This window comes from Actinomycetospora aurantiaca (genome assembly GCF_037401875.1).
GTDB lineage: Bacteria > Actinomycetota > Actinomycetes > Mycobacteriales > Pseudonocardiaceae > Actinomycetospora > Actinomycetospora aurantiaca.
On the sequence record NZ_JBBEGN010000001.1, the window covers coordinates 218,084 to 244,312 of the forward strand.

Sequence of the window (26,229 nt, forward strand, 5' to 3'; positions counted from 1 at the left end):
TCCTGCCGGCCGTGTGCGGGCCGCACCTCCCTCCCGGCGCCGCAGGACGACGGCGACCCGAGGGCGACGGTCGGACCAAGATCACCGCAACAACGAGGATCCGGACGCTCAGGCCTCGAATCCTCCTCGTTCTGATGATCTTGAGTCCGCCGCCGCGGGACCCTGCCATCCCAGCAGGCCGTCGACGAGCAGGCGCACGTAGACGTCGGCGACGGCGTCCGGCGAGTGCGGCCGTCCGGGCGCAGCCACCGGGCGGTCCCGTTGATCGCGTCGAGCAGCGCCAGCGCCGCCAGCCCCGGGTCGTCGACCGTGAACTCCCCCGACCGCACCCCCGCTGCCACCGTGTCCCGGAGCAGGTGCTCCTGCAGCGAGCGGCCCCGCCCGAGCTGCTCGCGCAGCCAGCTCGTCCCGGACCTCGTCGGGAACATCGTCGATCGTGATGGACGTACTCACGTCCGCCTTGTGCCTGTGCTGCTGACCGCCGATCAGTGCCGGACGCGCTCCTCGACCGCCGCGTCGGCTGCCGGACGCGGTGCCGGGACGGCCGCCCACCGGTCGTCGCGCAGGCGCAGGGCGGCCTGGCGGGCGGTGCGGAGACGGCGCTGCGGGTCGAGACCCGTCGAGAGCTCCGGACGATCGGACCGGACCGCCCGCAGGTACCTCCACTCCGGGCGACCGGCGTCGAGGACCTCGTCGACGAGCCCGCGCTCCACGTCGAGCTCGACCGACGCGGCCGCCCACGCGGCTCCCCGCACGTCGGGCGAGGCGCCGTCGAGGACGATCCGCGTCAGGTCCAGGTCGCCCCGCCGCCGGGCCAGCGCGGCACGCGCCAGCACCAGGGCCTCGCGCCAACCGGCCGGATCGGAGTCGGCGAGAAAGTCGTCGAGGTCGTCCGCCGCTTCCTCGGCCTCCGGCATCCGGCCGAGCCGGGCCAGCACCGGGATCACGACGATGCGCGCCCGCGCCCCGCGCTCCCGGTCGGTGGTCGTCCGGGCCGCGACCTGCAGCCACCGCACCGCGGCCTCGTCGTCGGCGCCCCGGCGGGCCATCGCCACGAGGGCGAGCGCGGCGGAGGCAGCCAGCTCGTCGTCGCCGTCGGCGGCGAGGGTGAACAGGCGTCGGGCCTCGGGGTGGTCGCCGTCGGCGAGGGCGAGCCGGGCGAGCAGGTCCTGGATGGAGCGGTCACCGTCGAGGCCGGCGAGGAGGTCCCGGGCGGCCCGGCGACGGCCGCAGCGCAGCTCGGCGAACCCGGCGGCCCGCCGGGAGGCGCGCGCGTCCTCGGCGTCGCCCCGCGCCGCGACCGACCGGTGCCAGCGCGCCGCCGCCTCGTCGTCCCCGTGCTGCTCGGCGGCGGTCGCGACCGCCCACGCCGTCTCCACCGGCACCTCGTCCGGATCGCACCGCCCCAGCAGCACGGCGCCGACACCCACGTCACCCCGGGCGACGGCGACCCGGCCGGGGAGGACGAGCCACTCGGGCGGCCCGGCATCGCGGAGGCGGCGCGCGAACTCCGTGGTGATCGGCCAGCCGGCCGTGCTCTCCGCGTGGTCGACGACGGCGGGGGCGGGCGCGAGGTGGTCCCCGACCCGGTGCACGAGCCCGGCCGCGAGCGCCTCACCGAGGGCTCCGGCGTGCTCGGTGAGCGCTGCCAGTTCGGTCTCGTCCAGGGCATTCCCGACGGCGAGCCGGTGCCGGTCGGTCACGGCGCGGACCACCGCGCGACCGGGCGCCGACAGCTCGTCCAGACCCGACCCGGCGTCGGGAAGGGTGTCGATCAGCACGAGCGGGAGGTCGGGGACCGGGCCGAGCACCGCGTCGAGCACGGCCGGCCGGGCGCCGATCACGAAGCGTCCCTCCGGCAGCCGCTCGAGCTCGGCGGGTGTCGCATCGGGGAGCACGGTGAGGTCGTCGGCGTCCCGGTCGGCGAGTGCTGCGCGGACCGCGACCACTGACGGACCCGTCACCAGCACCCGCCCGTGCTCCGCGAGCGCCGCGTCGATCTGCGTGACCGCGTCGTCATCCATGCTCGATGTGTCCGTGACGGGCCGTCCGGCGTTAAGCCGACTGCCCCGCTCTCACCCGGGCGAGATGCGTTCTTAGCCCGATCGGCCCAGCGCGACCAGTCGGTCCACTGAGGCGCGCAGCTTCTCGGGCGTCGTGTTCCGCGCCCGTTCGTGCCGGGACTCGTCGGTGAGCTGCAACCAGTCGTAGGTGTGGCGGACCCGCGTCCGGCCGTCGTCGAGCGGCTCGAACTCCCACCGCCAGAGGTGACCGGGCAGCGGCCCGCCCGGCTCGCTCGGCCGCCACGCGATCCGCCGGCCCTCCTCGAACTCGACGACGTGGTTCTCGCGGTCGGCGCCCATCGTCAGGGTCGTCGTGAAGACGTCCCCGACCCCGTGGACCCGCTGGCCCTCCGCGGCGCGGGCGAGGTTGTCGTTGCCGTCCCACTCGGGCTGGCGGGCCGGGTCCGCCACCAGCGCGAACAACCGCTCGGCGGGGACATCGGTCACGACCTCGGACGACACGACGCGGTCCATGGCCCCCAGCCTCCCGGACGGTGGGCCCCAGATGTAGCGGAACTGGACGCCCACGCCTCGGATCCGCTACATCTACATGAGAGTTCTCGGGGATCAGGACCGGACAGTTCACTCCAACAGCGCATTTGGCCCAGTGATCGACTCCATAAGGTGACTGGAGCGCTCATCGAGACCAGCGACTGTGGGGGGCCACGCCGTGGTGCTGCTCGACCCGTCTGCGCCGGACCCGGCGCGCTCCCGACCGCCGTCGACGAACTCGCCGGCGGTCGACGCCTTCATCTCCTACAGCCATGCGAGCGATCGCGAGTTCGCCCCCGCGATCCACCGTGCCCTGGAACGGATCGGCAAGCCCTGGTACCGACGGCGGGCCCGGACGATCTACCTCGACGCTACGGGCCTCGAGGTCACCGACAAGCTCTGGGGGACCATCTCCGGCGTCCTCGCGCGGGCGCGCTTCCTGGTACTGCTCTGCTCGCCCGGGGCCGCGAAGTCGGACTACGTCGACCAGGAGATCCGCTTCTGGCTCGAGCACCACGGATCCGAGACCGTCCTCGTCGTCCTCACCGACGGAACCTGGGTGTGGGACGACGAGACGGGCCGGCTCGACGTCGAGAAGAGCACCTCCGTGCCACCGGCCCTGAGCGACGCGTTCACCGAGCCCCCGCGCTACCTCGACCTGACGTGGGCCCGCGACGACACGACCGCGACGCTGCGCAACGCCGCCTTCCGCAACGACATCGCCGCCCTCGCCGCCCCGATCAGCGGGCGGTCGAAGGCCGAGATCGAGGGCGACGACCTCCGGGAGCACCGCCGGACCGTCCGCACGGCACGGGCGGCCGCGGTCACCCTCGCGATCCTGCTGGTCTGCGCGTTGATCGCGGCGCTGTTCGCCACGATCAACGCGACGGAGGCCGCCAGGCAGCGGGACGTCGCCACCTCGCGCCTGCTGTCCATGCAGTCCTCGACCCGGGCCGATCGCGATCCCCAGCTCGCCACCCTGCTCGCCCTCGCCGCCTCCGAGGTCAGCCCGACACCCGAGGCCACCGGAGCCATGCTGACGATGGCCGAGCAGGACAGCTCCGTCGTCGGCTACCTCCCCGGGCATCGCGCCCAGGTCGAGGCCGCGGCCATCAGCCCGGACGGGAGGACCTTCCTGACGGCGGGTCCGGCCGACCCGGTGCGTCTGTGGGACGCCGACTCCCGGGAGGTTCGAGCCGAGCTGCCGGCGAACGTCGTGGCGGCGGCGGAGTTCAGCCCTGACGGCCGCAGCGTCGCGGTGAGCGACGGCGGCGGCGTGACGGTGTGGGACGTCGACGCACGCATCGTCCGCAGCCGGATCGATGTCAACGCGAGCTCGCTGGCGTTCAGTGCCGACGGTATGCGGCTCCTGCTCGGGAGCTTCCGCGGCGAGGTCGTCGTCGTCGACGCCGCCTCCGGTGCCGAGGTACGCCGCCTCCCGGGCCTGACCGCACCGACGTCGGGGGCCGGGTTCTCCCCCGACGGTCGGTTCGTGAGTGCGGGCGACTGGTCCGGGACCCTGCTCCTCTGGGACCTCGCCTCCGGCGCGGAGATCACACGCACGCGCGATTACCCGGTGAGGACGAAGGGCGACGCCGCCTTCGGCCCCGACAACCGGACCTTCGCCGCGTCCCGCAACCGGGGCGACGTCCTCTTGCTCGATCTCGCCACCCTGACCTGGCAGCAGGTCTTCGCGCACGAGCAGACGGTGACCAACGTCGTCTACCTCGACGCCGACACGCTGGTCACGGCCGCACGCGACGGCTCGGTCGGTCGCTGGTCGATCCCGACCTCCAATTCCTGGGAGGAGTACGTCGAGGGGCCCGTGAGTCCTGTGGCGGGCGTGGCGATCGGGCCGGACGGGCGCACCGTGCTGGCCGGAGACTTCACCGGCAACGCGGTCGTCTGGCGCATGGGACAGACGTGGGCGCGCCCCCGCGGCACGCCCGCACCGACCGGACCCGGGGCCGTCGACCCCGCGACCGGTCGCTCTGCGATCACGTCCGCGGACGGGACCACGGTGGAGGTCGTGGACGCCGGCCGGTCGTTCCGCGTCCCGCTGCCCGGCCGTGCCTCCTCGGTGTCGCTGCGCAGTGAGCAGCTGGCGATCGGGTTCGACGACGGCTCGGTGGCGATCTTCTCCAGCACGAACGGCGTCCCACTGCGAGCCTTCCGGATGCCGCAGCCCCGACCGGTCGACGCCGTGGACCTCTCCCCCGACGGGCGCCTGCTCGCGGCCGGCGACCGCGCCGGAGACGTCGCGGTCTGGTCCGCCGCCGACGGCACGCAGTACGCGCAACTCCCCACGCCGAACCCGTCCGACACCCCGGTCGACATCTACACCCAGGTCGCGTTCAGCCCGGACGGTCGGACCCTCGCCCACAGCTCGCTGGGCGGCGGACTCCGGCTCTGGGACGTGCCGTCCCGCACCGCCGGGGCGACCCTCGAAGGGCCCAGCCCGATCGGGACGTCGAGCCTCGCGTTCGGGCCCGGCGGACGCCTCGCACAAGGCGGCATGGACGGCAAGATCGTGCTCTGGGATCCGGCACGCCCCGAGGCGCCGACCGGCGTGCTCACCGGGCAGCGCTACGCCGTCACCGGGATGTCCTTCGGGGCGGACGACCGCCTCGCCGCCGGGTCGGACCAGGGCGGAGGTGTCACCATCTGGAACGTGCGCACCGGCACCCGCGATGCCGTGCTGCGTCCGGACACCGGATACACCGAGCCGTTCTTCCTGGACGGGAGCACCTTGCTGATCACCGACCGGACCGGTGGCCAGACCTACGACCTCACGCCCGACGCCCTCCGCGCCCGGCTGTGCGCGATCGCGGGCGGGGACCTGAGCCCTGACGAGTGGTCGTCCTACGTCGAGGGCCGCGAGCAGTCCCCGGTGTGCGAGCAGGTGCCCCGATGACGACGAGCCGACCGAGCCGGACCGAGACCTACCTCCGCATCGGCCTCGGCGTCGCGGCGGTCCTCGCTGCCGTCCTCGGGTACATCGGGTTCTGGGACCTGCTGCATCGCGAGTTCGAGCAGGGTCCGGGCGGCAAGGACGTCACGGACAGCCTGTACTTCACGCTGCAGCTGTTCGTTCTCGACGCGGCCCCGCTGCAGACCGCCACGAACCTGCCGCCGGTCCTCGAGATCGCCCGCTTCCTCGCGCCCGCGACGACGCTGCTGACCCTCGGCTACTCGGTGAAGGCGGTCTACGACTCCACCTACGACGCCGTCCGCACCCGTCGGCTCGATGATCACACCGTCGTCTGCGGCGACGGCGCTCCCGCGCTGCTGGTGGCCCGCGGGGTCGCCCGGGAGGGCCGCACCTGCGTCGTGATCAGCCCCTCGTCCGCAAGCAGCGACCCGGCCCCCGACCTGCGGGACGACGCGGTCCTGCGCGTCGGCGGCGACCCCCGCGACGTCGACGTGCTGCGCGAGGCCCGGATCGACCATGCCCGCGAGGTCGTCGTCGTCACCGGCGACAGTGCCCGGAACACCGACGTCGCCGCGGCGGTCCGGACGGCGCTGAGCGAGGTCGAGACCCCACCGCCCTGCTTCCTCGAGATGGCCTCCCCCGAGCTCGCCTCCGCGCTGGCCGCCTACGAGCTGAACTCCGGGTCGCCCGTCCACGTCGAGTTCTTCGACCCCGTGTCCCGCGCAGCACGCCGACTCCTCGACGCCCACCTCCCCGATCCCGACGACGGGTCGGTGCTGCTGGTGGGCCGCGGGGAGACGTTCGAGGCCCTCGAGGACGAGCTCCGTCGCCGCGACGCCCACCCGCCGTCGGTGCGGTGGACCAGCACCTCACCGGACCGGTTCGGGGACCTCGAGCGTGCCGCCGACCTGCTCCTCGTGGTCGTGGCCGTCGACGAGGACGTTCACGCCGTCCAGCTCGGGCTGCGCCTGATGCACTCGATGCCCGCTGCCGCCGTGAACATCGTCGTGGCGACCCGCTCCAGCACGGCGCTGGGCTCCACGATCACCGGGGACCACGTCGCCGCGTCGAGCCTCGGCCGCGCCCGGCTGCACCTGTTCAACACCACCGACCACGTCTACGACCTGGCTTCCCTGCGCGACGGCGTCCACCGGGACATGGCGCGGGTCGCGCACGCCGCCTACGTCCGCGCCGCGCGCGGGCGCGGCGAGTCCGTCGCCGACAACCCGTCCATGAAGCCGTGGGAGCAGCTCCCCGAGGACCTCCGGCGCGCCAACATCGCCCAGGCCCGCGGCATCAGTGCGAAACTCCGCGCCGAGCACCTCGCCGTGGTCCCCGCGGGCCCGACCGATGGCGACTTCGCCTTCGAGGGCGCAGAACTCGACCGCCTCGCCGTCCTCGAGCACGACCGCTGGTGCACCGACAAGCGGAAGGCCGGCTGGCGCGAGGGCCCCCGCGACGACGTCGCGAAGATCCACCCCGACCTCGTCCCGTGGGCCAAACTGTCGCCGGAGTCCAAACAGAAGGACCGCGACTCCGTCCGCGCCATGCCCGACCAGCTCCGCGAGGTGGGCCTGCACCTCCTGCGGGTCGAGCGTTAGCACCGCACACTCCACGACCTTCACGCCTTCGGCCCAGCCTCGTCACCCCGACAGCTCAGCGTGATCGACCCGCCGTCACGAAAGGATCCCTGCGGTCTGACGAGGGGGTGGGCGGGTGACCGACGCGGACATCAAGCCGGTGCTGCGCAAGGTCAACGAGGTGAGGTCGAGCCTCAGCGGTGTCGAGCGCGACGTCGACCGGGTCGGCGACGGCGTCCGCTTCGTGCAGGGACAGGTGTCCACGCTCGGGACACAGGTCAAGTCCGTGGTCGACGCCGTCGCCGATGTCCAGTCGACGATCTCGGCGGTGGAGCAGACGCAGGAGGCCACCCGCTCCGAGGTCGCCGACCTGCGCAGCGAGGTCCTGGGACACTTCGAGCGCAGCGAGCTCGCCCAGCACAAGCAGTTCGCGCAGACCGAGCTCATCGAGGTCCGCCAGCTCCTCGACGAGCAGTTCGGGCACCACGTCCGCGTCCGCCACAGCGCTCTCGGCATCCTCCAGGCGATGGACGCCCGCCTGGTGTCCACTGCGGCGGTCCGCGATCTGACCGAAGAGATCATGATGACGACGCCGGGCTACTGGCTCGCGCCGGCCCTCGTCGGCATCGGGGCGTGGCTACGCGACGATCCCGCGCTCATGACCCGAGCGGTCGCCGAGGCCGTCCAACGCAACGAGGACAAGACGGCACTGTTCTTCATCCTCGTGCTGCAGCGCCACCGGCGGGAGCAGGGGGTCGCACAGTGGGTCCGGCGGTACCTGCAGGCCCAGGACCCGCTCCGCCTCGCACCCGAGTTCCGGATCGTGCTCGACGCGGCGACGACGGGCCTGTTCGGGGACGCCCCGCGCACCATGGTGATCCAGAAGGCGACCCGCTGGGCGGACGATCTCGCGGCCCTCCCCCACCTCGTCGAGTCGCAGGTCGACCGGTGGACCGACTTCCTCGCGTCACACCGTGGGACGCCGCCGGACATGCCCGCCCTCAGCCGGTGCGCGCCAAGCTGGACCACGCTCGCCCGGATCGCCGCGCGGGCGGGTGCCTTCGGACGCGGCCAGCAGTTCCTCGACGATGTGAGTGCCGCCCCCGGTGATCCCGACCAGGCACTCGAGGCTCGGGTGGACGAGATCCTGAAGCGGCTGACGAGCGACTTCGACCAGGAGGAGGCCCCGCTCCGGCACCGGGCCGCCAGGCTCGCGGCCATCGTCGAGCACGACGGGGACCGGGCCGCCGCCGAGGCGGCGACGGCTCGGTCGAGGGTGACCCCGCCTACCGTCGACTTCGGGCGCCTGCTGTCCGACGCCGCCCTCGGGGCCGAGAACGCGGTCGACGTGCCGGCCCACACCCGACGTCTGGCGGTCGTACTCTCCCGCTCCTGGGCCGTCGAGGCGGTCGAGCGCCTCGCGGACGAACTCGACGAGGCCTGTCCCGAGGGCGTCCAGCTCGTCCACGGGGAGTGGTCGGGCACGGTTCACCGGACCACCTCTGCGGAGAGCCTCGTCGCGAGCGTCGGCGTCCACTACCAGGGCCTCACCGATGCGGCGGTCACCGACGTGCGGCTGCTCCCGCGGGCCTGGGCCGCATGTGCGCTCGGCGCGGTGGGTGCGGTTGCGGGGGTCGTCCTGCTGGCGGACGGTCACCCGCGCTCCGGCGGAATCGTCTTGGCCGTCGCGCTCGTCGCCCTCATCTTTCTGGCCACGGAGATTCGCGCGATCCCGCGTCGCAAGGAACGGGCGCGCGACGAGGGCGACGGTGCGAGAGCCCAGGCCGAGGACGACATCACCGCGGCGGTCGCCGACACGCGGACGTGGCTCGATAACTTCGAGGCATCCATGCAGGAGGCAACCGCGCTCCGACAGCGGCTCGCGGACCTTCAGCTGTGACCGAGCCTCCCGCGGAGCCGATCGACCTGGACCACCTCGAGGACCACGCACTGCCCGTACCGCCACGCCCACACGACGGTCCGCTCGCCCTCCCGGAGTGGGACCCGGAGCCTCCCCCTGACGAGAACTGAGCGAGCCGTCCGACGAGGGGACCAGGCCTCGACGTCACTCGACGGCCGGGATCCAGCTCCCGTGGAACCCGGCCGGGACGCCGCGGGGCAGGGTGACCGCGGCGACGGTGCGGGTGACGTCGGTGGCGTCGAGGACGAGCAGGCGTGATGCGGACCCGTCGCGCCGGGTCGTGATCGTCAGCAGCCAGCCGTCGTCCTCGGCGCGCCCGGGGTCGGCGGACGGGACGAACACGGCCTCGCCGGCGGAGACGTCGCGGCCGGGGTCGTGGGTGGTGGTGACCCCGGTGTCGAGGTCGAGCTTGACGACGGCGTCGCTGTGCCGGCCGGAGGCCACCGCGTAGCGGTAGCGCGCCGGGCGGCCCACGCGGTCGTCGTCGAGCGTCGGCATCTCGAGGGCGCGGTCGTCGAGCGGGGTCTCGGTGACGGCGCCGGTCGTCAGGTCGAGCGTCCAGCGGTGGAAGCGCGCGACGCCGAGGGCGACGGCCTCGGACGCCGGGTCCCGCTGCGGCCGCTTCCGACGCTTCGACGGGAACAGCGCGGCGGCATCCACCGCGGAGTAGCGGGCACCGTCGAGCACGATCCGCCCCGCCCCGTCGTCAGGAAGGAAGCTCGCCGTACCGACGTGGAAGACGTAGCAGGGGTCGATCTCGAACCACCGGACCGGCGCCGTCGGGTCTTCCAACGACATCACGCCGAGCCGCGCGCCGTAGCGCTCCTCCCACCCGAACGGCATGCCGGAGACGACCATGCGGCGCCACGCGAACGTCATCGGCAGGTCGAGGAAGATCGCGTGGCGGTCGGTGACGGCGAGGTCGTGCATCATCGTCGGCCGGTCCACGTCGATCGGACGGCTCTCGACGAGCTCGCCGGTGGCCGAGAGCCGGTGGTAGGTCAGGTAGGGCGGGAACGGCGAGTAGCCGTGGAAGTGCATCTCGCCGGTGACCGGGTCGGTCTTCGGGTGCGCGCACATGGCCGTGGTGAGGCGACCGTCGAAGTCTTGCGGGCCGAGCGTGTTCAGCTCGGCGTCGACCTCGTACGGCAGGCCCTGCTCGACCAGCGCCAGCAGCCTGCCGGCCTGCGGCACGAGGTGGGTGTTGGCGGGGACGGCGGTGAGATCCGGTCCGCGCAGTCCGAGGAAGGGCCGGCCCTCGAGCGCCCGGGTGCGCACCCACCGGTTGCGGTACCACTCCGCACGACCGTTGCGCAGCCGCAGCCCGTGCAGCATCCCGTGACCGCGGAACCAGTGGCCGGGATCGTCGCCGGGCAACGGGTTGGGGCCGTTGCGGATGTAGCGCCCGTCGAGCTCCGGCGGGAGCGCACCCTCGACCGGCAGGTCGACGGCGTCGATCTCGTCGGGCACCGGGGTGTAGCGGTCACGGGCCGGCGGCGCTTCGGCGGTCATCGCCTCCGAGTGTGCGCGCTCCCGACGGCGGACGCGGCGCGAGCGGAGGAGGCAGCCGACGGTGCGTGGCGCATAGGGGCGCCCGTCAGCGATCCGGTCGGCGGCGGTCCGCGTCACGGCGACTCGGATCCGCACGCGCACTTCGCCCACCGCCCGCCCGGGTGCGGCCTGCACCACCGCTCACCGGACTCGATCAGGGCTCGACCAGGTCGAGGTCGAGCCCGTACACGGCGGCCGCCGTGCCGGAGAAGAGCGCACGGCGCTCTGCGGGCGAGCACCCCCGCGTGATCAGCTGATGGGCCCGGCAGATCGAGTCGAAGGACCCGACGGCGTCGGTCGGGAGGTTGCTCCCGAACATCACCCGGTCGGCCGCGAAGAGCTCGACGGTCTCCTCGACGTAGGGCCGCCACTCCTCGGCGAGGACCTCCGGCCCCACCGGTGGATCGGCGCGGTAGGACGGTGACCCCGACAGGAACGTCCCCAGGCCGCTCATCTTCACCGACACCGCGGGACACCGGGCGAGCTCGGCCATGGACGCGCGCCAGGCGGGGAACTCCGCGGCCATCCGACCGGCGTGCCGACCGATGCCGACCGGGTTGCCGAGGTGGTCGAGCACGATCCGGGTGTCGGGGAAGGCCCGCGCGAGGCCGACCACGTCGTCGAGCTGGGGTGCGAGGACGAACGCGTCGAAGCTCAGGCCGAGCGGCTCCAGCTCCGCGAACCCGGCCCGGAACGCCTGGTCGGCGTACAGGTGCCGGGGCACCTCGAGCAGGCCGCCGAGCACGGCCGGGTCCTCGTCCCACAGGGCTGCCTGGCGGATGCCCCCCAGTCGGCCGGGAGCGGCCGCGAGGTGCGCCTCGAGCACCTCGCGTACCTCCCGACCGCGACGCAGGTCCGCGGCTCCGACGATGGCGGCCGCGATCCGTCCGTCGGACTGCCCGGCGAGGAACTCGGTCTCGCCGACCGGACGCAGGTGCTCGGGTCCCGAGGTGCGGTACCTCGTGTGCCCCTCGACCGCGACCGTCGCGACCAGGTGGTGGTCCCCGCCGACCAGGTCGGCGTACTCGGCCGCGAGCAGGTTCCGCCGACCCCAGAGCGCGGCCAGCCGGTCGTCCGCCCGCTCGAAGAGGTGGTGGTGGGCGTCCACGACCACCAGGTCCGGCTCGCTCATCGCGCGCGGACGAGCACGGCGTCGAGGAGATCGGCGAGTTCGACGACTGCGTCCAGCGGCAGCACCTGCGCCACGTACTGGTCCGGCCGCACGACGACGAGGCAGCCGCGCTCGCGGTCCACCTCGCGCAGGTCGAACAGGTCCTCGCGGGCGTCGGGGCAGAACACCTTCTCGTGGTCGACGAGCCCGAAGCGCCCCTTGCGCGGCAGCAGGACCGGGGGCAGGTCGGCGACCTCGACGTCCCGGTGGCCCTGCTGCAGGACGGCGCGGACGTCGAGCACGGAGTCGGGCTCCGCACCGGGCGGGGTGAAGCGGGCGACGAGGTCGGGCAGCACCTCGCCGAGCGTTCGCAGGCGGGAGTCCGGCGCGGCCGGGTGGGCGCGGTCCGCGAACGCGTAGAGCCGCCAGGCGCCGTCCGCGCGGGCGGCGTGCCCGAGGTGCATCGGCTTGGCGTCCGCGAGCCGCACGACGGGTGCCGAGTGGAAGCGCATCCCGACCGGGAACCCCGCGGCGAGCTGCTGGTGGACCGGGTCGCCGGTGAGCACGGACGGTCCGTAGCGCACCGCGACGCCGGCGGTGTAGCGCCCCTGCTCCCGGAAGTAGTGCTGGAACTTCTCCGGCTCGGCGTCGCGGTCGCTGAAGAGGGCGGCGAACTCGCGGTCGAAGTCGATCAGTTGCTGCGCGACCGCCTGCCGTTCGGCGGAGTAGGTGCGCAGGACCTCGGGCCGGGACGTGCCGCGCAGGACCGTCCCCAGCTTCCAGCCGAGGTTCCAGGCGTCGGCCATGGACACGTTCATGCCCTGACCGGCCTTCGCGCTGTGGGTGTGGCAGGCGTCGCCGGCGATGAACACCCGGGGTGACCCGGGTGCCCCGTCGTCGGGGAGGTCGTCGAAGCGGTCGCAGACGCGCTGGGCGATCTCGTACACCGCCCACCAGCCGACGTCGCGGACGTCGATGCGGTACGGGTGCAGGATCCGGTTGGCGACCTCGGCGAGGTTCTCCGGGGTGGTGCTGCGGTCGCGCAGCATCGCCCCGTCCCGGTCGTTGTCCAGCTCGATGTACAACCGCACCAGGTAGCCACCCTCACGCGGGATGACGAGGACGCTGCCCGCGGCGGAGCTGATCGCGGACTTCAGCCGGATGTCGGGGAAGTCGGTCACGGCGAGCACGTCGAGCACCCCCCACGACTGGTGGGTCGCGTCCCCGTGCAGGCGCCGACCGATGGCCTGCCGGACGGCGCTGCGCGCCCCGTCGCACCCGACGACGTAGCGGGCGCGGATCGTGCGGCTCTCCCCGCCGTCGACCTCCTGCAGTGCGACGGTGACGGGGTACTCCGACGACGGATCGGGCCCGACCCGGACGTCCGTGACCTGCAGTCCGTAGTACGGCTCCGTCCGGGTGGCCGAGCGCGCCATGTGTCCGCGGAGCCAGGCGAGCATCCGGGCCTGGTTGACGATCATGTGCGGCATCTCGGAGATGCCCTCCTCCACGTCGTCGACGCGGCCGGTGCGCACGATCGACGTCGGGTCCTGCGGGTCGCTGCGCCAGAAGGTGACCTCGTTGACCTGGTAGCCCTCGCCGATCACCCGGTCCGCGAGGCCGAACGCCTCGAACATCTCGACGGTGCGGCAGGCGACCCCGTCCGCCTGCCCGACGGTCAGGGGCCCATCCCGACGGTCGACGACGACGGTGCGCACCTCGGGGAACTCGGCGAGCTGCGCGGCGAGCACGAGCCCGGCCGGGCCGCTGCCGACGATCACCACGTCCGCGGTGTCCGGCAGCCCGGGCCCACGCTCGGCCACCGCCGGGTGCGGAGGGCGGATCCTGGGGTCCCCTGGCTCGTAGCCGTCGAGGTGGAACTGCATGCGGTCGACTCCTCGTCTCGGGCCTGCCCCCGCATCCTGCGGTCGTGGCCGTCCGGGAGGGCGGACTTTTCTGCCCTGAGGAACGTCCGTTCAGCGGATGCACAGTTCTGGTGTGGAGAATTGTCTGGCGGCACCGGCACGGGGCGGTGAGTGTCGGCGCAGCGACGAGGCGAGGAGTGATCCGGATGACGACGCTGGACACGCCGGCACGGGTGGAGCCGGCCGACGGCCACCGGGCCGTGCGCGGCCGGGAGTGGACGCTCCTGATCGGCGGTCAGCTCCGCCCCGCCACCGGCGGGCGCACCTACCAGCGCATCAGCCCCTTCCTCGGCGAGGCGATCGCCACCGTCCCGGACGCCGGGGTCGAGGACGCCGACGCGGCCGTGGCAGCGGCCGCGTCGGCGCGCCGCGGCTGGCGGCTCACCCCGGCGCCGCAGCGGGCGGCCATGGTCACCGAGGCCGCGCGCATCATCGCCGAGCACGGCGAGGAGCTCGCCCTCCTCGACACCATCGACGCGGGCTCGCCACTGGCCAACTCGCGGGTCGACGTCCAGATCACCCTCGCCCAGGCCCGGCTGTTCGCCGGGCTCGCGCTGGAGATGAAGGGCGACACCATCCCGGCCAGCGCCGGCCTGCACCTCACGGTGCGCCAGCCGGTGGGCGTCGTCGTGCGGATCGTGCCGTTCAACCACCCGCTGATGTTCGCCGGCAAGGTCTTCGCGCCGCTGGTGGCCGGCAACCCGACGATCCTGAAGCCGCCGGAGACCGCGCCGCTGTCGGCACTGCGCCTCGGCGAACTGCTCCGCGACGTCTTCCCGCCCGGTGTGCTGAACATCGTCGTCGGGAACGGGCCGACGGTCCCCGACCGACTGGTCCGGCACCCCGACGTCCGGCGGATCGGCTTCATCGGGTCCGAGCGCACGGGGCGCGCGATCCAGCAGGCCGCGGCCGCCTCCGGGATCAAGGAGGTCAGCCTCGAGCTCGGCGGCAAGAACGCCATGGTGGTGTTCGCCGACGCGGACCTCGACGCCGCCGCCGACGCCGCGATCCGCGGGATGAACTTCACCTGGTCCGGCCAGTCCTGCGGCTCCAATTCGCGGCTCCTGGTGGAGCGCTCCGTGCACGACGAGCTGGTGGACCGGATCACCGCGAAGCTCCGCGACCACCGCATCGGCGACCCGCTCGACCCGGCGTCCGTGCAGGGCACGATGATCGACCAGCGCCAGTACGACAAGGTCCTCGGCTACCTCGACACGGCGCGGCGCGAGGGCGCCACGGTCGTGACGGGCGGCGGCCGTCCGGAGGGCCTGGAGCACGGGCTGTTCATCGCCCCGACCGTGCTCACCGGGGTGCGGGAGGACCACACGGTCGCCCGCGAGGAGATCTTCGGGCCCGTGCTGTCGGTCCTCGGGTTCGACGACGAGGACGACGCCGTCCGGATCGCCAACGACTCCCCCTACGGCCTGACCGCGGCCGTCTGGACCCGCGACATCGGCCGCGCTCTGCGGATGGCCCACGAGCTCGAGGCCGGCTTCACCTGGATCAACGACTCCGCGAAGCACTTCCCGAACGTGCCCTACGGCGGCGTCAAGGCCTCCGGGCTCGGTCGCGAGGAGAGCCTCGAGGAGCTGCTGGGCTACACCGAACTCAAGTCGATCAACATCTCCTACCGAGGGACGGCATGACCGACGACATCCACGAGCTCGTCTCGCTCGCATCCCGGGTCCTCGGCGCGGCCGACCAGGGCGATTTCATCTGGGGCCACGCGTCGGCCCGCGACCCCGAGGGTCGCGGCGCGTGGATCAAGCGCAGCGGCATCGGGCTCGCCGAGGTCGGGCCGGAGGACGTCCACCTCGTCTCCCCCGACGGCGACGTGCTCTCCGGCGACGGGACCCGCCACCTCGAGTTCCCGATCCACACCGAGATCCTCCTGGCCCGCCCGGACGTCGGCGGGGTCGTGCACGCGCACTCGCCGCACGCCGTCGCGCTCGCCGCGGCCGGGGTGGAGCTGCGCCCGGTGAGCCACGCCGCGACGTTCTTCGTGCCGCCGTCCGTGCCCCGCTTCACCGAGACCACCGACCTGATCCTGACGCGGGACCTGGGCCGATCGCTGGCGAAGACCCTCGGGGACTCCTCCGGGGCCTTCCTGGTCAACCACGGCATCGTCACCGTCGGGCCCGACCTGCCGACCGCCGCCTTCGCCGCGCTGCTCCTCGAGACCGCCGCCGAGCAGATGCTGCGCACGCTCTCCTTCGGCGGCCACCCCACCTGGACCGACGACGAGGAGTCGCTGGTCAAGCGCGAGCACATCTACCACCCCGCCGCCGTGCACTCGGCCTGGGACCACCTGGTCCGCAGGCTCGGCGGCTGACCCGACGGACGAGGACGACGCCCATGGCCAAGCCCCGCGCACACGACCCCGACCTGCTGAGCTTCTCCTACTTCTTCCCGACCGGGCAGACCGACCACGTCTGGTCCGACGAGGCGGCCGCCGCGACCCCGCCGCTGGGCCGCGACGTCTTCCTGGAGATGGCCCGGGCCGCCGAGGAGACCGGCTTCGACTCGCTGTTCATCGCCGACACCTGGTCCGGGCACCAACGGGAGGCCGAGCGCGCGGGCCACCAGTCCCCGAAGTACCAGGCCCCGATGCTCGCCATGGCGCTCTTCGCCGTGACGGAGCACCTCGGGGTGATCACGACGATGCACACCAGCCACCACCGCCCCGCCCACGTCGCCCGGGCCGGCGCGACGCTCGACGCCTTCAGCGGCGGCCGGTGGGGCTGGAACGTCGTCACCGGGTTCGGGGACGCCGAGGCGCGGCTGTTCGGCGAGAGCGGGATGGCCGGTCACGACGACCGGTACGCGGCGGCCGCCGAGTTCGTCGAGGTCGTGAAGCGGTTCTGGACCGAGGACGAGCCGATCGACCACCGGGGCCGTTTCCACACGGCACAGGGCCGGATGAAGGCACCGCGACCCGTCCAGCACCCGACCCCGCTCCTGGTGAGCGCCGGCGCCTCCCCCGCGGGGATGGCCTTCGCCGCCGAGCACTGCGACCAACTGGTGGTCGCAGGCAACACGGTGGAGAAGGTCCAGGCGGTCGACCGGCGGCTCGAGGACCTGCTCGAGGCGCGCACGCCGGCCCGCTCCGTGAGCACCGCGCCCTTCTCGATCGTGATCGTCCGCGAGGGGGACGGGGAGGCCGAGGAGGAGTACGAGCGCCTGGCCGGGACCCTGAACGTCGAGGCGACCAAGGAACTCGCCGCCGACATCCTCGGCGGTGTCGAGTCGATCCGGGACGCGTTCGCGGGGCAGGACCCGCAGGAGGCCGCCCGGGCGTGGGGCAGCGGTCGGGGGATCCTCAAGTTCCTCGGCACCGCGGAGCAGGTCACCGAGCAGCTCGTCGAGCTGAAGAAGGAGACCTCGACCCAGAACCTGCTCGTCAACTTCCCGCTGTGGAGCCCCGGCGAGGTCCGGGCCTTCCGGAGCGTCCTCGACCACTGCCGGGACGCCGGGATCTGGCTCCCGCCGAGCGAGCGGAGCTTCTCGTGGTGACCCCCACCTCAACCACCCCGTCGGTCACCGTCGACGGCGGCGAGCTGTCCGGACTGACCCTCGCCGACGGCGTCCGCGCCTTCCTCGGCGTCCCCTACGCGGCCCCGCCGGTCGGTGACCTGCGCTGGCGCCCGCCGCAGCCCGTGGCCCGCTGGACCGGCATCCGGGAAGCGACGGAGCACGGACCGGCGGCAACGCAGTTCCCGCCACCGCCGAACTCGCTGTACTCCGGCGGGGAGCAGCGGTTCTCGGAGGACTGCCTGCACCTCAACGTCTGGACCGGCCCCGACGGCGACGCCGGCCGCCCCGTCATGGTCTGGCTGCACTTCGGCGCCTACCAGTTCGGGTCGGCGGAGAACCCGATGTACGACGGTGCCTCGCTCGCCGCGGCCGGGGTCACGGTCGTCTCGGTGAACCACCGCCTCGGTCGGCTCGGGTTCCTCGCGCACCCCGAGCTCACCGCCGAGTCGGGCTACGGCGGCTCGGGCAACTATGGCCTGATGGACCAGATCGCGGCCCTCGGGTGGGTGCGCGACAACATCGCGGCGTTCGGCGGCGACCCGGGCAACGTGACGCTGTTCGGCGTCTCGGCGGGTGGCAACAGTGTCCACAACCTCCGTAGCTCGCCCCTGGCCGCGGGGCTCTTCCACAAGGTCGTCGCGCAGAGCGCCCCCGGCGTGGCACCTGCCCTGGACGGGCCCGGCCACCCCGCGAACCCGTCCACGCTGCGGGCCGGGGAGCAGGCGGGCGTCGAGCTCGCGGAGGCGCTCGGCGCGCCGACCCTGGCCGGGCTGCGGGCGCTCCCGGTCGAGCAGCTCATGGCGGCCCAGCTCCCCCGGGCCGCGGGACGGTGGTCGTTCGACCTGGTCCCGGGCGCGCAGGTCGGGCTCGCGCTGTTCGACACCGGCTACCCGGTGATCGACGGTCACGTCCTGCCGCAGGACCCGCTGGCCGCCTTCGTCGCCGGCGAGGTCGCCGACGTGCCGATGCTCGCGGGGAACGCGGGCAACGAGGCGTCCGGCCTGCCCTACCTCGGGACCCTCGAGGCCTACCGCGCCGAGGTCGAGGAGGCCTTCGGGGAGCACGCGGCCGAGGTCCTCGACCTCTACCCGGCCACCACCGACGAGGAGGCGCAGCAGGCCAGCTGGGCGCTGCTCGGCGACCAGGTCTTCGTCTGGTCGACCTGGACCGCCGCCAGACTCCACCGGCGCCGCCTCACCTCGCCGGTCCGCTACTACCGCTTCCTGCGCCGCCCCCCGATCCCCGCGGACGCCGACCTCGTCGAGCGGGACTACGCGGGCGCCTTCCACGGCGTCGACGTCCCGTACGTCTTCGGGACGCTCGACGCCTGGCCGTGGGACTGGACCGACGCCGACCGGGCCCTGTCGGCCCGCGTGCAGCAGGCCTGGGTCGACTTCGCCCGCACGGGCGATCCGACGTCCTCCGGCGCGCTGACATGGCCGACGCTCGGCGACGGTGTGCTCGCGCTCGATCTCGAGCCCGGTCCGGGCGAGCCGCCGGACCCGGCGCGCATGGCCTTCTGGGACCGCTACCACGGCGTGGCCGACGTCCTCGGCCGATGAACGGGAGGGAACCGGACATGGCACCGATCACCGGCGCGGAGTCGCTGGTCCGCACGCTCGTGCGGCTCGGCGTGCAGGACGCGTTCAACATCGTCGGGCTCGGGCTCTTCCCGCTGGCCGAGGCGTTCTACGCGCACCGCGACGAGGTCCGCTACGTCTCCGCGCTCAACGAGACCAACCTCGGCCTCATGGCCGCGGGCTACGCCCGCGCGAACCGGTCGGCCGCGTTCGTCAACGTCTACCACGCGTCCGGCACCGGGCTCGGGATGATGGCGCTGACGACGGCCTGGGCGGACGGGGTCCCGATGGTCTTCACCACGACGACGTCGAGCCGTGCCCTCGCCGGGCGCGACCAGTACGCCGCCGTGCCGCGCGCGGTCACCGAGATGAGCGGCCAGTACACCAAGTGGAGCGCCGAGATCCCGTCCGCGGACCGGATCCCGGAGCTGGTGGAGCGGGCGTTCCAGATCGCGAACACCCCGCCGTACGGGCCGGTCCACCTGGCCTTCCCGATGGACGTGTGGCTGGAGCAGACCGAGGACACCGAGGACACCGAGCACCGCCAGCCCACCGAGGTCCTCGCGGACTTCGCGGCCGCTCCCGCCGCCGTCGGGCGGGTGGCGGGGCTGCTGCGCACGAGCGAGCGGCCGGTGATCGTCACCGGCGCCGAGGTCGCCCGCTACGGCGCCGTGGACGCCACCGTCGCGCTCGCCGAGCAGCTCGGGGCGACCGTCCTGCACGAGGACAAGGTCGCCGACCTCGGCTTCCCCACGACCCACCCGCAATTCGCCGGTCGCCTCGGCGCGCACCGCGCCGTCGTCGGGCAGGCGGACGTGGTGCTGCTGCTCGGCGTCGAGCTGACCGAGTCGGGGCTGACCCGGCCGGTCGAGTTCGGGTCCGCGACGACGGTCGTCCTCAGCCCGGACCCGTTGCTGCTGACGCGGCAGCTCCGGCCGGACCTCGCCGTCCTCGGAGCGCCGCGACCCACCCTGGAGGCGGTGGCGGCCGCCGTCGGGACCCTTCCCGACGAGGTCCGGGGCGCCCGGGCCGCCGCGGCCCGGGAGCTCCACGACGCGCGGGACGCCCGCAACGAGCGGATCCGGGCGATCCGGTTCGACGCCGAGGAGCTGGCGATCGGCCGCATCCTCACCGAGCTCGAGGCCGCGATGCCCACGGGGACGATTGTGGTGAACCACTGCGCGTCCGGGGAGCCGTTCGTCGAGGACCTCCTCCCCCACCCCGATACCGACGCGTTCTTCGGCATCTCCAGCAAGGCCAGCGCGCAGGGCTGGGGCGGGCCCGCGTCCATCGGCATCCAGCTCGCCCGCCCGGACCGGCGCGTCGTGGCGCTGCTCGGGGACGGCGGGTTCATGTTCTCCTCGTCCGCGATCTACGCCGCCGCGCAGCAGGACCTGCCCGTCGTGTTCGTCATCCTGAACAACGGCGGCTGGCGGGACATCGGGGCCCTGGCCACCGTCGCGCGGAGCCCGCTGGTGGACGCCGAGGACGTCATGGGCTGGACGTTCGGCGACCCGCCCATCGACCACGCCGCGTACGCCGCGAGCCTCGGGCTCGACAGCCGCCGCGTGGCCACCCCGGGCGAGCTGCGGGCCGCGCTGGACAAGGCGTTCGCCGACCGTTGCGCCACGTTGATCGAGGTCATGAACTCCCCCGAGGACGCCCACGAGTTCTCCCGCGTCTTCACCCAGGCCGACGGCTGACCGCCGCACCCCCGAGAGGAACCACCGCCCATGGGACGCACCGACGCCGACCGGCTCTCGGTCGGCTACTTCTTCCCCGCCGGGCAGACGAACCACGTCTGGTCCGACGAGGCCGCCCGGCGCACGCCCCGACTCAACCGGGAGAACCTCCTCGAGCTCGCCCGGACCGCCGAGCAGGTGGGCTTCGACTCCCTGTTCATCGCGGACAACTGGTCGGGCCACCAGCGTGCCGCCGAGCTCGCCGGCCACCAGTCGCCCGCCTACCACGCCCCACTGCTCGCGATGGGGATCTTCGCGGTGACCGAGCGAATCGGGGTGACCTCCACCTTCCACACCACCCACCACAAGCCCGCCCACGTGGCGCGGATGGGCGCGACGCTGGACGCGTTCAGCTCGGGCCGCTGGGGCTGGAACGTCGTCACCGGGTTCTCCGACGCCGAGGCCGCCCTGTTCGGCGAGGAGTTCGTCGAGCACGACGAGCGCTACGCCATGGCGGCCGAGTTCGTCGACGTCGTCCAGCGGCTGTGGACCGAGCACGAGCCGATCGACCACGACGGCCGGTACTACCGGACCCAGGGCCGGATCAAGGCCCCACGGCCGGCGAGCGACCCGCGCCCGCACCTGGTCAGCGCGGGCGCCTCGGCCGCGGGCACGGCCTTCGCGGCCCGCTGGTGCGACGAGTTGGTCACCCTCGCGAAGGACGACGACGCCCTGCGCGGCGTCGGGGAGCGGCTGGCCGGGCTGACGGCCGACACCGGCCGGGACGTCTCGGTGACCCCGTTCGCGATCGCCCTGGTGCGCGAGCACGAGGGCGAGGCCGAGGAGGAGTACGCCCGCCTCCTCGAGTCGCTCAACCACGAGGCGGCCTGGGAGATCGCGGGCGACATCCTCGGGTCGATCGAGTCCGCGCGGACGATGTTCGACAAGCTGGGCGAGGACAAGGCCGTCCGCGCCCTCGGCAGCGGCGAAGCGATGCTGCAGCTGGTCGGCACCCCGGAGCAGGTCGCGGAGCGACTCGTCCGGCTGACCGGGCAGGACGTCCGGAACATCCTGGTCAACTTTCCGCTGTGGAGCCCCGAGGAGCTCCGCGGGTTCCGCAGGGTGCTCGACCTGCTCGACGACGCCGGGGTGCGGTCGCACCCCGAACCCGGCGACCGCCCCTGGTGACGGCACGACGGAGCGGGGCCGCCGGATTCCGGTGGCCCCGCTCCCGTGTGTCCTCCGGGGTCAGCGGGCCGTGACCCCGCCGTCGACCATCAGCGTGGTCCCCGTGATGTAGGCAGCCCGGTCGGAGGCCAGGAAGGACACGGCCTCCACGACGTCGTCGTGGGTCGCGAGCCGGCCCAGCGGTACCTGCGCGAGGAGGTCCCCGGCGGCCCGTCGGGCGTCGCGGCCCGCCCCGCGCATAGGTGTCTCCACGAACCCGACACCGACCGCGTTGGCCCGCAGCCGCGGGGCGTACTCGCACGCCAGACCGCGGGCCAGGGCCTCCACCCCGGCCTTGCTCGCCGAGTACACCGCGGCGCCGGGCATGCGCCCGAAGCGCGACGCGTGGCTGCTCAGCAGCACGATGCTGCCCGAGGTCATCCGGTCGGCGGCCAGCGCGGCGACCCGCGCAGCGCCCGCCAGGTTCACCTCGAGCGTCCGCTCCATCCCCTCCCCGGCCGCCTCGCGACCCGGCACGGGCACCATCACCCCGTGGGCGAGGACCACCGTCGTCAGGCGGCCCAGCGCCTCGACCGCGTCCAGGCACGCCTCGACGCTCGCGGAGTCCGTCACGTCGAGGGGCGCGTGGTGCACGCCGTCGGGCACCGAGGTGGCGCCGGATCGGTCGGCCGCGACGACGGCATGACCGTCCTGCCGGAAACGCGCGCACAGGGCGGCACCGAGGGACCCGGTGCCGCCCGTGACGAGCACGGAGCCGTCGCTCACCGGTGCGCCGCCCGCGGCAGGGCGAGGCCCGCGACCAGCGTGATCACCGCGGCGGCCATGACGTAGAACGCCGGCGAGACCGGCAGTCCGGTGGACCGCACCAGGAGGGTGGCGACGTAACCACCCGCGCCGCCGAAGGCCGCGACCGAGATCGCCGAGGCGATCGAGACGAGGGCCCCGCGACGGCGGGTGTCGAACAGCTCGCTGATCGTGGCGGTGCCCGCGCCCGCGATCATGCTCGTCGGGATCGCGAAGACGACCTGGACCAGCACGAGCGTGCCGAACGACGGAACGGCGACCAGGAACGCGAACAGCGGGACCGGGACCACGATGAAGGCCACGGCCGCCCCGACGACCAGCGGGCGCCGCCCGATGCGGTCGGAGAGGTGCCCGAAGACCGGGATGAGCGCCACGGCGAGCAGGCACCCGATCGCGGTGGCCCACAGGGCGGAGGTCGCGGGGACCTTCGCGAACGTCGTCGCGAAGGTCGGCATGTAGTTGATCGTGACGAAGGAGGTGACCGCCCAGAGCGCCACGACGCCGAGCGCCAGGACGAAGCCGCGGCCGGCGCCGACCGGCGAGGCGGTCGACACGTCGGCCTCGGTCTCGGTCTCGCGGGCCCGCTCGAGGTCGACGAACTCCGGCGTCTCCCCCACCGTGCGGCGGAGCACCAGCACGACGACCGCGAGCAGCGCGCCGAGCAGGAACGGGATCCGCCACGCCCACGCCTGGACCGCGGCGGTGCCGACGACCGAGGTCAGCACGGACACCACGAGGATGCCCAGCAGCAGCCCGCCGTAGGTGCCGACCTGGTGGAAGCTGCCGAAGAAGCCGCGGCGCCCCCGGCTCGCCCACTCCGTGAGGAAGACCGCGGCGCTGCCGAACTCGCCGCCGGCGGAGAAGCCCTGCAGCAGCCGCCCGACGAGGATCAGGGCGGGGGCGAGCGCGCCGATGCTCGCGTAGGTCGGGGCGAGCCCGATCACCAGCGAGCCGGCCGCCATCAGCAGCATCGAGAGCAGCATGACGAAACGCCGTCCGCGCCGGTCCGAGACCGGGCCGAGGACGAGCGCTCCGATCGGGCGGGCGACGAACCCGACCGCGAAGACCGCGAACGAGGCCAGCAGCGCGGCGACCGGGTCGTCGCCCGGGAAGAAGGCGGCCCCGATCGCGGCGGCGAGGAAGCCGTAGACGGTGAAGTCGTACCACTCCATGACGTTGCCGAGCGTGCCGAGGACGGTCGAGCGCGTCCTGCCGGCCGCGGCGTCGGAGGTCGAGGGAGGGTGCACGGCCGGTGAACTCGTCATCACGGGTCTCCTGCGTCGTCGGTGGAAGCCGGGACGACGGTACGACCGTTTCTGCTCCTGGCCGGATACAGTTCTGTCGTGAAGAACAAGCCGGGCTACGGGATCGAGTCGGTCGACCACGCGCTCCGCCTCGCGCTGCTCCTGCAGCAGGAGGGGCCGCTACGGCTGACGGACGCGGCCCAGCGGCTCGACGTCGCACGGTCCACGGCGCACCGGCTGCTCGCGATGCTCGTCTACCGGGACTTCGCCGAGCAGCAGCCGGACCGGCGCTACGCGGCCGGCCCGGCCCTGCGACGGTCCAGGGCGTCCGAGCCCGCCGCCGTGCTGCGCGGCATCGCCCTCCCCCACCTCGAGGGGCTCGCCGCCCGGACCGGCGAGACCAGCAACCTGGTCCTCCTGGTCGCGGACGAGGCCCGGTTCGTGGCCACGGTGGAGTGCGAGCACACGCTGCGCGTCGGGGACCGGGAGGGCCGGACGCTGCCGGCCCACCTGGCGTCGGGCGGGCGGGCGGCCCTGGCGGCCCGCGATCCCGACGAGGTCCGCGCGCTCTACACCGACACCGAGGTGGACGTCGAGGCGCTGCTGCGCGATCTGCACCGCGTCCGCCGTCAGGGGTTCGCGGTCAACGACCAGCGGACCGAGACCGGGGTGACGGCCATCGGCCGTGTGGTCGACGGCCCACCGGGAGCACCGGTCTCGGCGATCTCGCTCGCGATGCCCACGGTCCGCTACGACCGGCGGCGGCTCGCGGAGTGGGCCCGGGAGCTCGCCCTCACCGCGGGACGGATCGCCGACGACCGTCGGGCCCATGAGCGGGTCGGTAGCCTGTGACCGTGCAGACCGGCGCCGACGACGGGGCCGTCCCGCGCTACCCGCTGGAGTCGGTGGACCGCACGCTGACGCTGCTGCGCCAGCTCGCCGACCAGCGCGAGGTCGCCCTCGCCGACGTCCGCGTGCACCTCGGGGTCGGGCAGTCGACGGCCCACCGGCTGCTCGCGATGCTGGTCTACCGCGGCTTCGCGGTGCAGGACCCCGTCTCGCGTCGCTACCGCCCCGGGCCTGCGTTCGCCGACCTCGGCCGGGCGGCCGGGGCGACCCTCGACCTCGTCGGCGTGGTGCGCCCCGTCCTCGTCCGGCTCGCAGCGGAGACGGGCGAGACCGTGCACCTCGGCGAGCTGGTCGGGACCGACGTCCGGTACCTCGACGTCATCGAGAGCGCGGCGACCCTGCGCGTCGCGAGCCGGTCCGGGCAGACCCGCCCCGCGCACGCCACCAGCATCGGCAAGGCCATGCTCGCGACGCTGGACGACGACGCCCTGCGCACGGCCTATCCCGACGGCGTGCCGGCTGCGCGGACCTCGCGCACCACGACCGAGCTCGACGCGCTCCTCGCCGAGCTCCGACGCGTGCGGTCACGGGGCCACGGCCGCAACCGGGGTGAGGTGGAGGCGGGCGTCTGCTCGGTCGGGGTGGCCCTCGTGCATCCGGACCGCGGCCTCCTCGGCGGCCTCAGCGTGGCCGCTCCGGAGGCGCGCTGGAGCGCGGCCGTGGAGCGGGAGCACGTCGCCGCACTGCGGCATGCAGTGACAGAGCTGCTCCGCGGGATCCCGTAGGACCCGGTTCGCGCTCGGTGCTCCCGCGCCGTCAGCCGGCCCCGACCCGCTCCACGAGGACGTCGGCGGCCAGCTTGCCGAGCGCGTGCGCCGCGAGCGGGCTGTCGCCGGTGATCAGGTGACGGTCGTGGTGGACGTGGCCCGCCATGTCCTCGTTGACCACGACGAGGCCCTGCGCCCTCAGCCCCTCGGCGAGGAACCAGGGCATGTCCCCGGGGATGTAGCCGATGTCGACGTTCGCCCCGGCGTCGAGGGCGTCGGGGAACGCGCAGACCTCGTAGCCCTCCAGCGGCGACGGGTCGCGGTGCAGCCCGGCCGCGATCAGCGCGGCCGGCCCGTGGCACAGGGTGATGACGAACCGGTCGTTCGCCAGCGCGTGGTCGAGGACGGTCCGCACGTCGGGTGCGTCGTGCAAGCCCTGCATCGCCCCGTGCCCGCCCGGGATGAAGACCGCGAGGTGGTCGTCGAGACCGTCAGCGATCACGTCGGCGAGCTTGCGCGGCTCGCGGAACTGCGGCAGCAGGTCGTCGAGGGCGCGGTGAACGGCCTCGTCGTCGGGCGGGGTTGCCCAGTGCTCCAGCTTGACGGGGTTGCCCGACACCGTCGCCACGTCGACGGCGAACCCGGCCGCCTGCAGGTGCATCAGCGGGAGGAGCGTCTCGACCGGGTGGTTGCCGGTCGAGAACAGCCACCCGTTCGCCATCGGCAGGTACCGCTCGTCGGTGCCGATCACGAGGATTCGCCAGCGTCCGCCGGTGTAGGCGCCCTCGTGCTGCACGCCGTCGAAGTCGCTGCGTGGCGGGACGTACTGGCCGAGTGAGTAGGGGGACGGGAAGTAGGCGTCGCGCTCGGCCGGGTCGGGGGTCGGCTCGGTCGAGTCCCCGCCCCGGGGCACGCTCGGGTCGCTCATGCGGTCGCTCCTCTCGCTCCGTGGACCTTTCACGAAGACCGTGCCCGCACAGCTCTCGACACAACCGCCACGATCCGC

The 26,229-nt window shown here is 73.6% G+C and carries 20 protein-coding genes and 1 pseudogene; 11 read left to right on the plus strand and 10 right to left on the minus strand.

Going from position 1 to position 26,229, the window contains the following annotated elements:
* Positions 1 to 108 precede the first annotated feature (108 nt).
* The 4 genes and pseudogenes from WCD74_RS01045 to WCD74_RS01055 all read right to left on the minus strand — a co-directional run bounded on the left by WCD74_RS01045 (position 109) and on the right by WCD74_RS01055 (position 2,537).
* Positions 109 to 249 (minus strand): hypothetical protein, encoded by a 141-nt coding sequence (locus WCD74_RS01045; protein WP_337692953.1) that lies wholly within the window; start codon positions 247 to 249, stop codon positions 109 to 111.
* Positions 250 to 281: 32 nt separating this feature from the next.
* A pseudogene (locus WCD74_RS29895) lies at positions 282 to 428 on the minus strand (hypothetical protein); the annotation flags it as partial.
* Between the two features lie 57 nt (positions 429 to 485).
* Positions 486 to 2,024: a hypothetical protein gene (locus tag WCD74_RS01050; RefSeq protein ID WP_337692954.1), complete on the minus strand. Its 1,539-nt coding sequence runs from the start codon at positions 2,022 to 2,024 to the stop codon at positions 486 to 488.
* A 72-nt stretch (positions 2,025 to 2,096) separates the two neighbouring features.
* Complete coding sequence (locus WCD74_RS01055) at positions 2,097 to 2,537, minus strand: SRPBCC family protein (protein ID WP_337692955.1); 441 nt, start codon at positions 2,535 to 2,537, stop codon at positions 2,097 to 2,099.
* Positions 2,538 to 2,733: 196 nt separating this feature from the next.
* On the opposite strand from WCD74_RS01055, the gene WCD74_RS01060 reads away from it, so the two are divergent.
* The 3 genes from WCD74_RS01060 (at position 2,734) to WCD74_RS01070 (ending at position 8,967) form a co-directional block, all read left to right on the plus strand.
* Positions 2,734 to 5,469, plus strand: a complete 2,736-nt coding sequence (locus WCD74_RS01060) for a toll/interleukin-1 receptor domain-containing protein (RefSeq protein ID WP_337692956.1) — start codon at positions 2,734 to 2,736, stop codon at positions 5,467 to 5,469.
* Positions 5,466 to 7,088 carry a RyR domain-containing protein gene (locus WCD74_RS01065; protein ID WP_337692957.1) on the plus strand — a complete coding sequence of 541 codons (1,623 nt, stop codon included), beginning with the start codon at positions 5,466 to 5,468 and terminating at the stop codon, positions 7,086 to 7,088. The genes WCD74_RS01060 and WCD74_RS01065 overlap by 4 nt, the downstream gene beginning before the upstream one ends.
* A gap of 115 nt (positions 7,089 to 7,203) precedes the next feature.
* A complete protein-coding gene (locus WCD74_RS01070; protein ID WP_337692958.1) occupies positions 7,204 to 8,967 on the plus strand; it encodes a hypothetical protein in 1,764 nt (587 codons plus the stop codon).
* A gap of 165 nt (positions 8,968 to 9,132) precedes the next feature.
* Here WCD74_RS01070 and WCD74_RS01075 read toward each other — a convergent pair whose 3' ends face one another.
* The 3 genes from WCD74_RS01075 to WCD74_RS01085 form a co-directional block, all read right to left on the minus strand.
* Complete coding sequence (locus WCD74_RS01075) at positions 9,133 to 10,500, minus strand: carotenoid oxygenase family protein (protein WP_337692959.1); 1,368 nt, start codon at positions 10,498 to 10,500, stop codon at positions 9,133 to 9,135.
* Between the two features lie 193 nt (positions 10,501 to 10,693).
* Positions 10,694 to 11,671, minus strand: a complete 978-nt coding sequence (locus WCD74_RS01080) for an amidohydrolase family protein (RefSeq protein ID WP_337692960.1) — start codon at positions 11,669 to 11,671, stop codon at positions 10,694 to 10,696.
* Entirely contained in the window at positions 11,668 to 13,536 is a 1,869-nt protein-coding gene (locus tag WCD74_RS01085; RefSeq protein ID WP_337692961.1) for an FAD-dependent monooxygenase, read from the minus strand. The genes WCD74_RS01080 and WCD74_RS01085 overlap by 4 nt, the downstream gene beginning before the upstream one ends.
* A 185-nt stretch (positions 13,537 to 13,721) precedes the next feature.
* On the opposite strand from WCD74_RS01085, the gene WCD74_RS01090 reads away from it, so the two are divergent.
* From WCD74_RS01090 to WCD74_RS01115, 6 genes are read left to right on the plus strand one after another with little or no spacing between them, the layout of a single operon-like run.
* A complete protein-coding gene (locus WCD74_RS01090) occupies positions 13,722 to 15,221 on the plus strand; it encodes an aldehyde dehydrogenase family protein (protein ID WP_337692962.1) in 1,500 nt (499 codons plus the stop codon).
* Positions 15,218 to 15,907: a class II aldolase/adducin family protein gene (locus WCD74_RS01095; RefSeq protein WP_337692963.1), complete on the plus strand. Its 690-nt coding sequence runs from the start codon at positions 15,218 to 15,220 to the stop codon at positions 15,905 to 15,907. Before WCD74_RS01090 ends, WCD74_RS01095 begins: the two co-directional genes overlap by 4 nt.
* A 23-nt stretch (positions 15,908 to 15,930) precedes the next feature.
* Complete coding sequence (locus WCD74_RS01100; protein WP_337692964.1) at positions 15,931 to 17,088, plus strand: LLM class flavin-dependent oxidoreductase; 1,158 nt, start codon at positions 15,931 to 15,933, stop codon at positions 17,086 to 17,088.
* Positions 17,085 to 18,671 (plus strand): carboxylesterase/lipase family protein, encoded by a 1,587-nt coding sequence (locus tag WCD74_RS01105; protein ID WP_337692965.1) that lies wholly within the window; start codon positions 17,085 to 17,087, stop codon positions 18,669 to 18,671. The genes WCD74_RS01100 and WCD74_RS01105 overlap by 4 nt, the downstream gene beginning before the upstream one ends.
* A 17-nt stretch (positions 18,672 to 18,688) precedes the next feature.
* Positions 18,689 to 20,392 carry a thiamine pyrophosphate-binding protein gene (locus WCD74_RS01110; protein ID WP_337692966.1) on the plus strand — a complete coding sequence of 568 codons (1,704 nt, stop codon included), beginning with the start codon at positions 18,689 to 18,691 and terminating at the stop codon, positions 20,390 to 20,392.
* A 30-nt stretch (positions 20,393 to 20,422) separates the two neighbouring features.
* Entirely contained in the window at positions 20,423 to 21,559 is a 1,137-nt protein-coding gene (locus WCD74_RS01115) for an LLM class flavin-dependent oxidoreductase (RefSeq protein WP_337692967.1), read from the plus strand.
* Between the two features lie 60 nt (positions 21,560 to 21,619).
* Here WCD74_RS01115 and WCD74_RS01120 read toward each other — a convergent pair whose 3' ends face one another.
* Complete coding sequence (locus tag WCD74_RS01120; protein WP_337692968.1) at positions 21,620 to 22,324, minus strand: SDR family NAD(P)-dependent oxidoreductase; 705 nt, start codon at positions 22,322 to 22,324, stop codon at positions 21,620 to 21,622.
* Complete coding sequence (locus WCD74_RS01125) at positions 22,321 to 23,628, minus strand: MFS transporter (RefSeq protein WP_337692969.1); 1,308 nt, start codon at positions 23,626 to 23,628, stop codon at positions 22,321 to 22,323. The genes WCD74_RS01120 and WCD74_RS01125 overlap by 4 nt, the downstream gene beginning before the upstream one ends.
* Positions 23,629 to 23,706: 78 nt before the next feature.
* On the opposite strand from WCD74_RS01125, the gene WCD74_RS01130 reads away from it, so the two are divergent.
* The gene (locus tag WCD74_RS01130; RefSeq protein WP_337692970.1) at positions 23,707 to 24,459 is read left to right on the plus strand and encodes an IclR family transcriptional regulator; all 753 of its coding nucleotides are present in this window, start codon (positions 23,707 to 23,709) and stop codon (positions 24,457 to 24,459) included.
* A gap of 2 nt (positions 24,460 to 24,461) precedes the next feature.
* Complete coding sequence (locus WCD74_RS01135) at positions 24,462 to 25,241, plus strand: IclR family transcriptional regulator (RefSeq protein ID WP_337692971.1); 780 nt, start codon at positions 24,462 to 24,464, stop codon at positions 25,239 to 25,241.
* Between the two features lie 31 nt (positions 25,242 to 25,272).
* On the opposite strand, the gene hchA is transcribed toward WCD74_RS01135, so the two are convergent.
* On the minus strand, positions 25,273 to 26,151 hold the full coding sequence (gene hchA / locus WCD74_RS01140; protein WP_337692972.1) for a glyoxalase III HchA: 879 nt from the start codon (positions 26,149 to 26,151) through the stop codon (positions 25,273 to 25,275).
* Positions 26,152 to 26,229 lie beyond the last annotated feature (78 nt).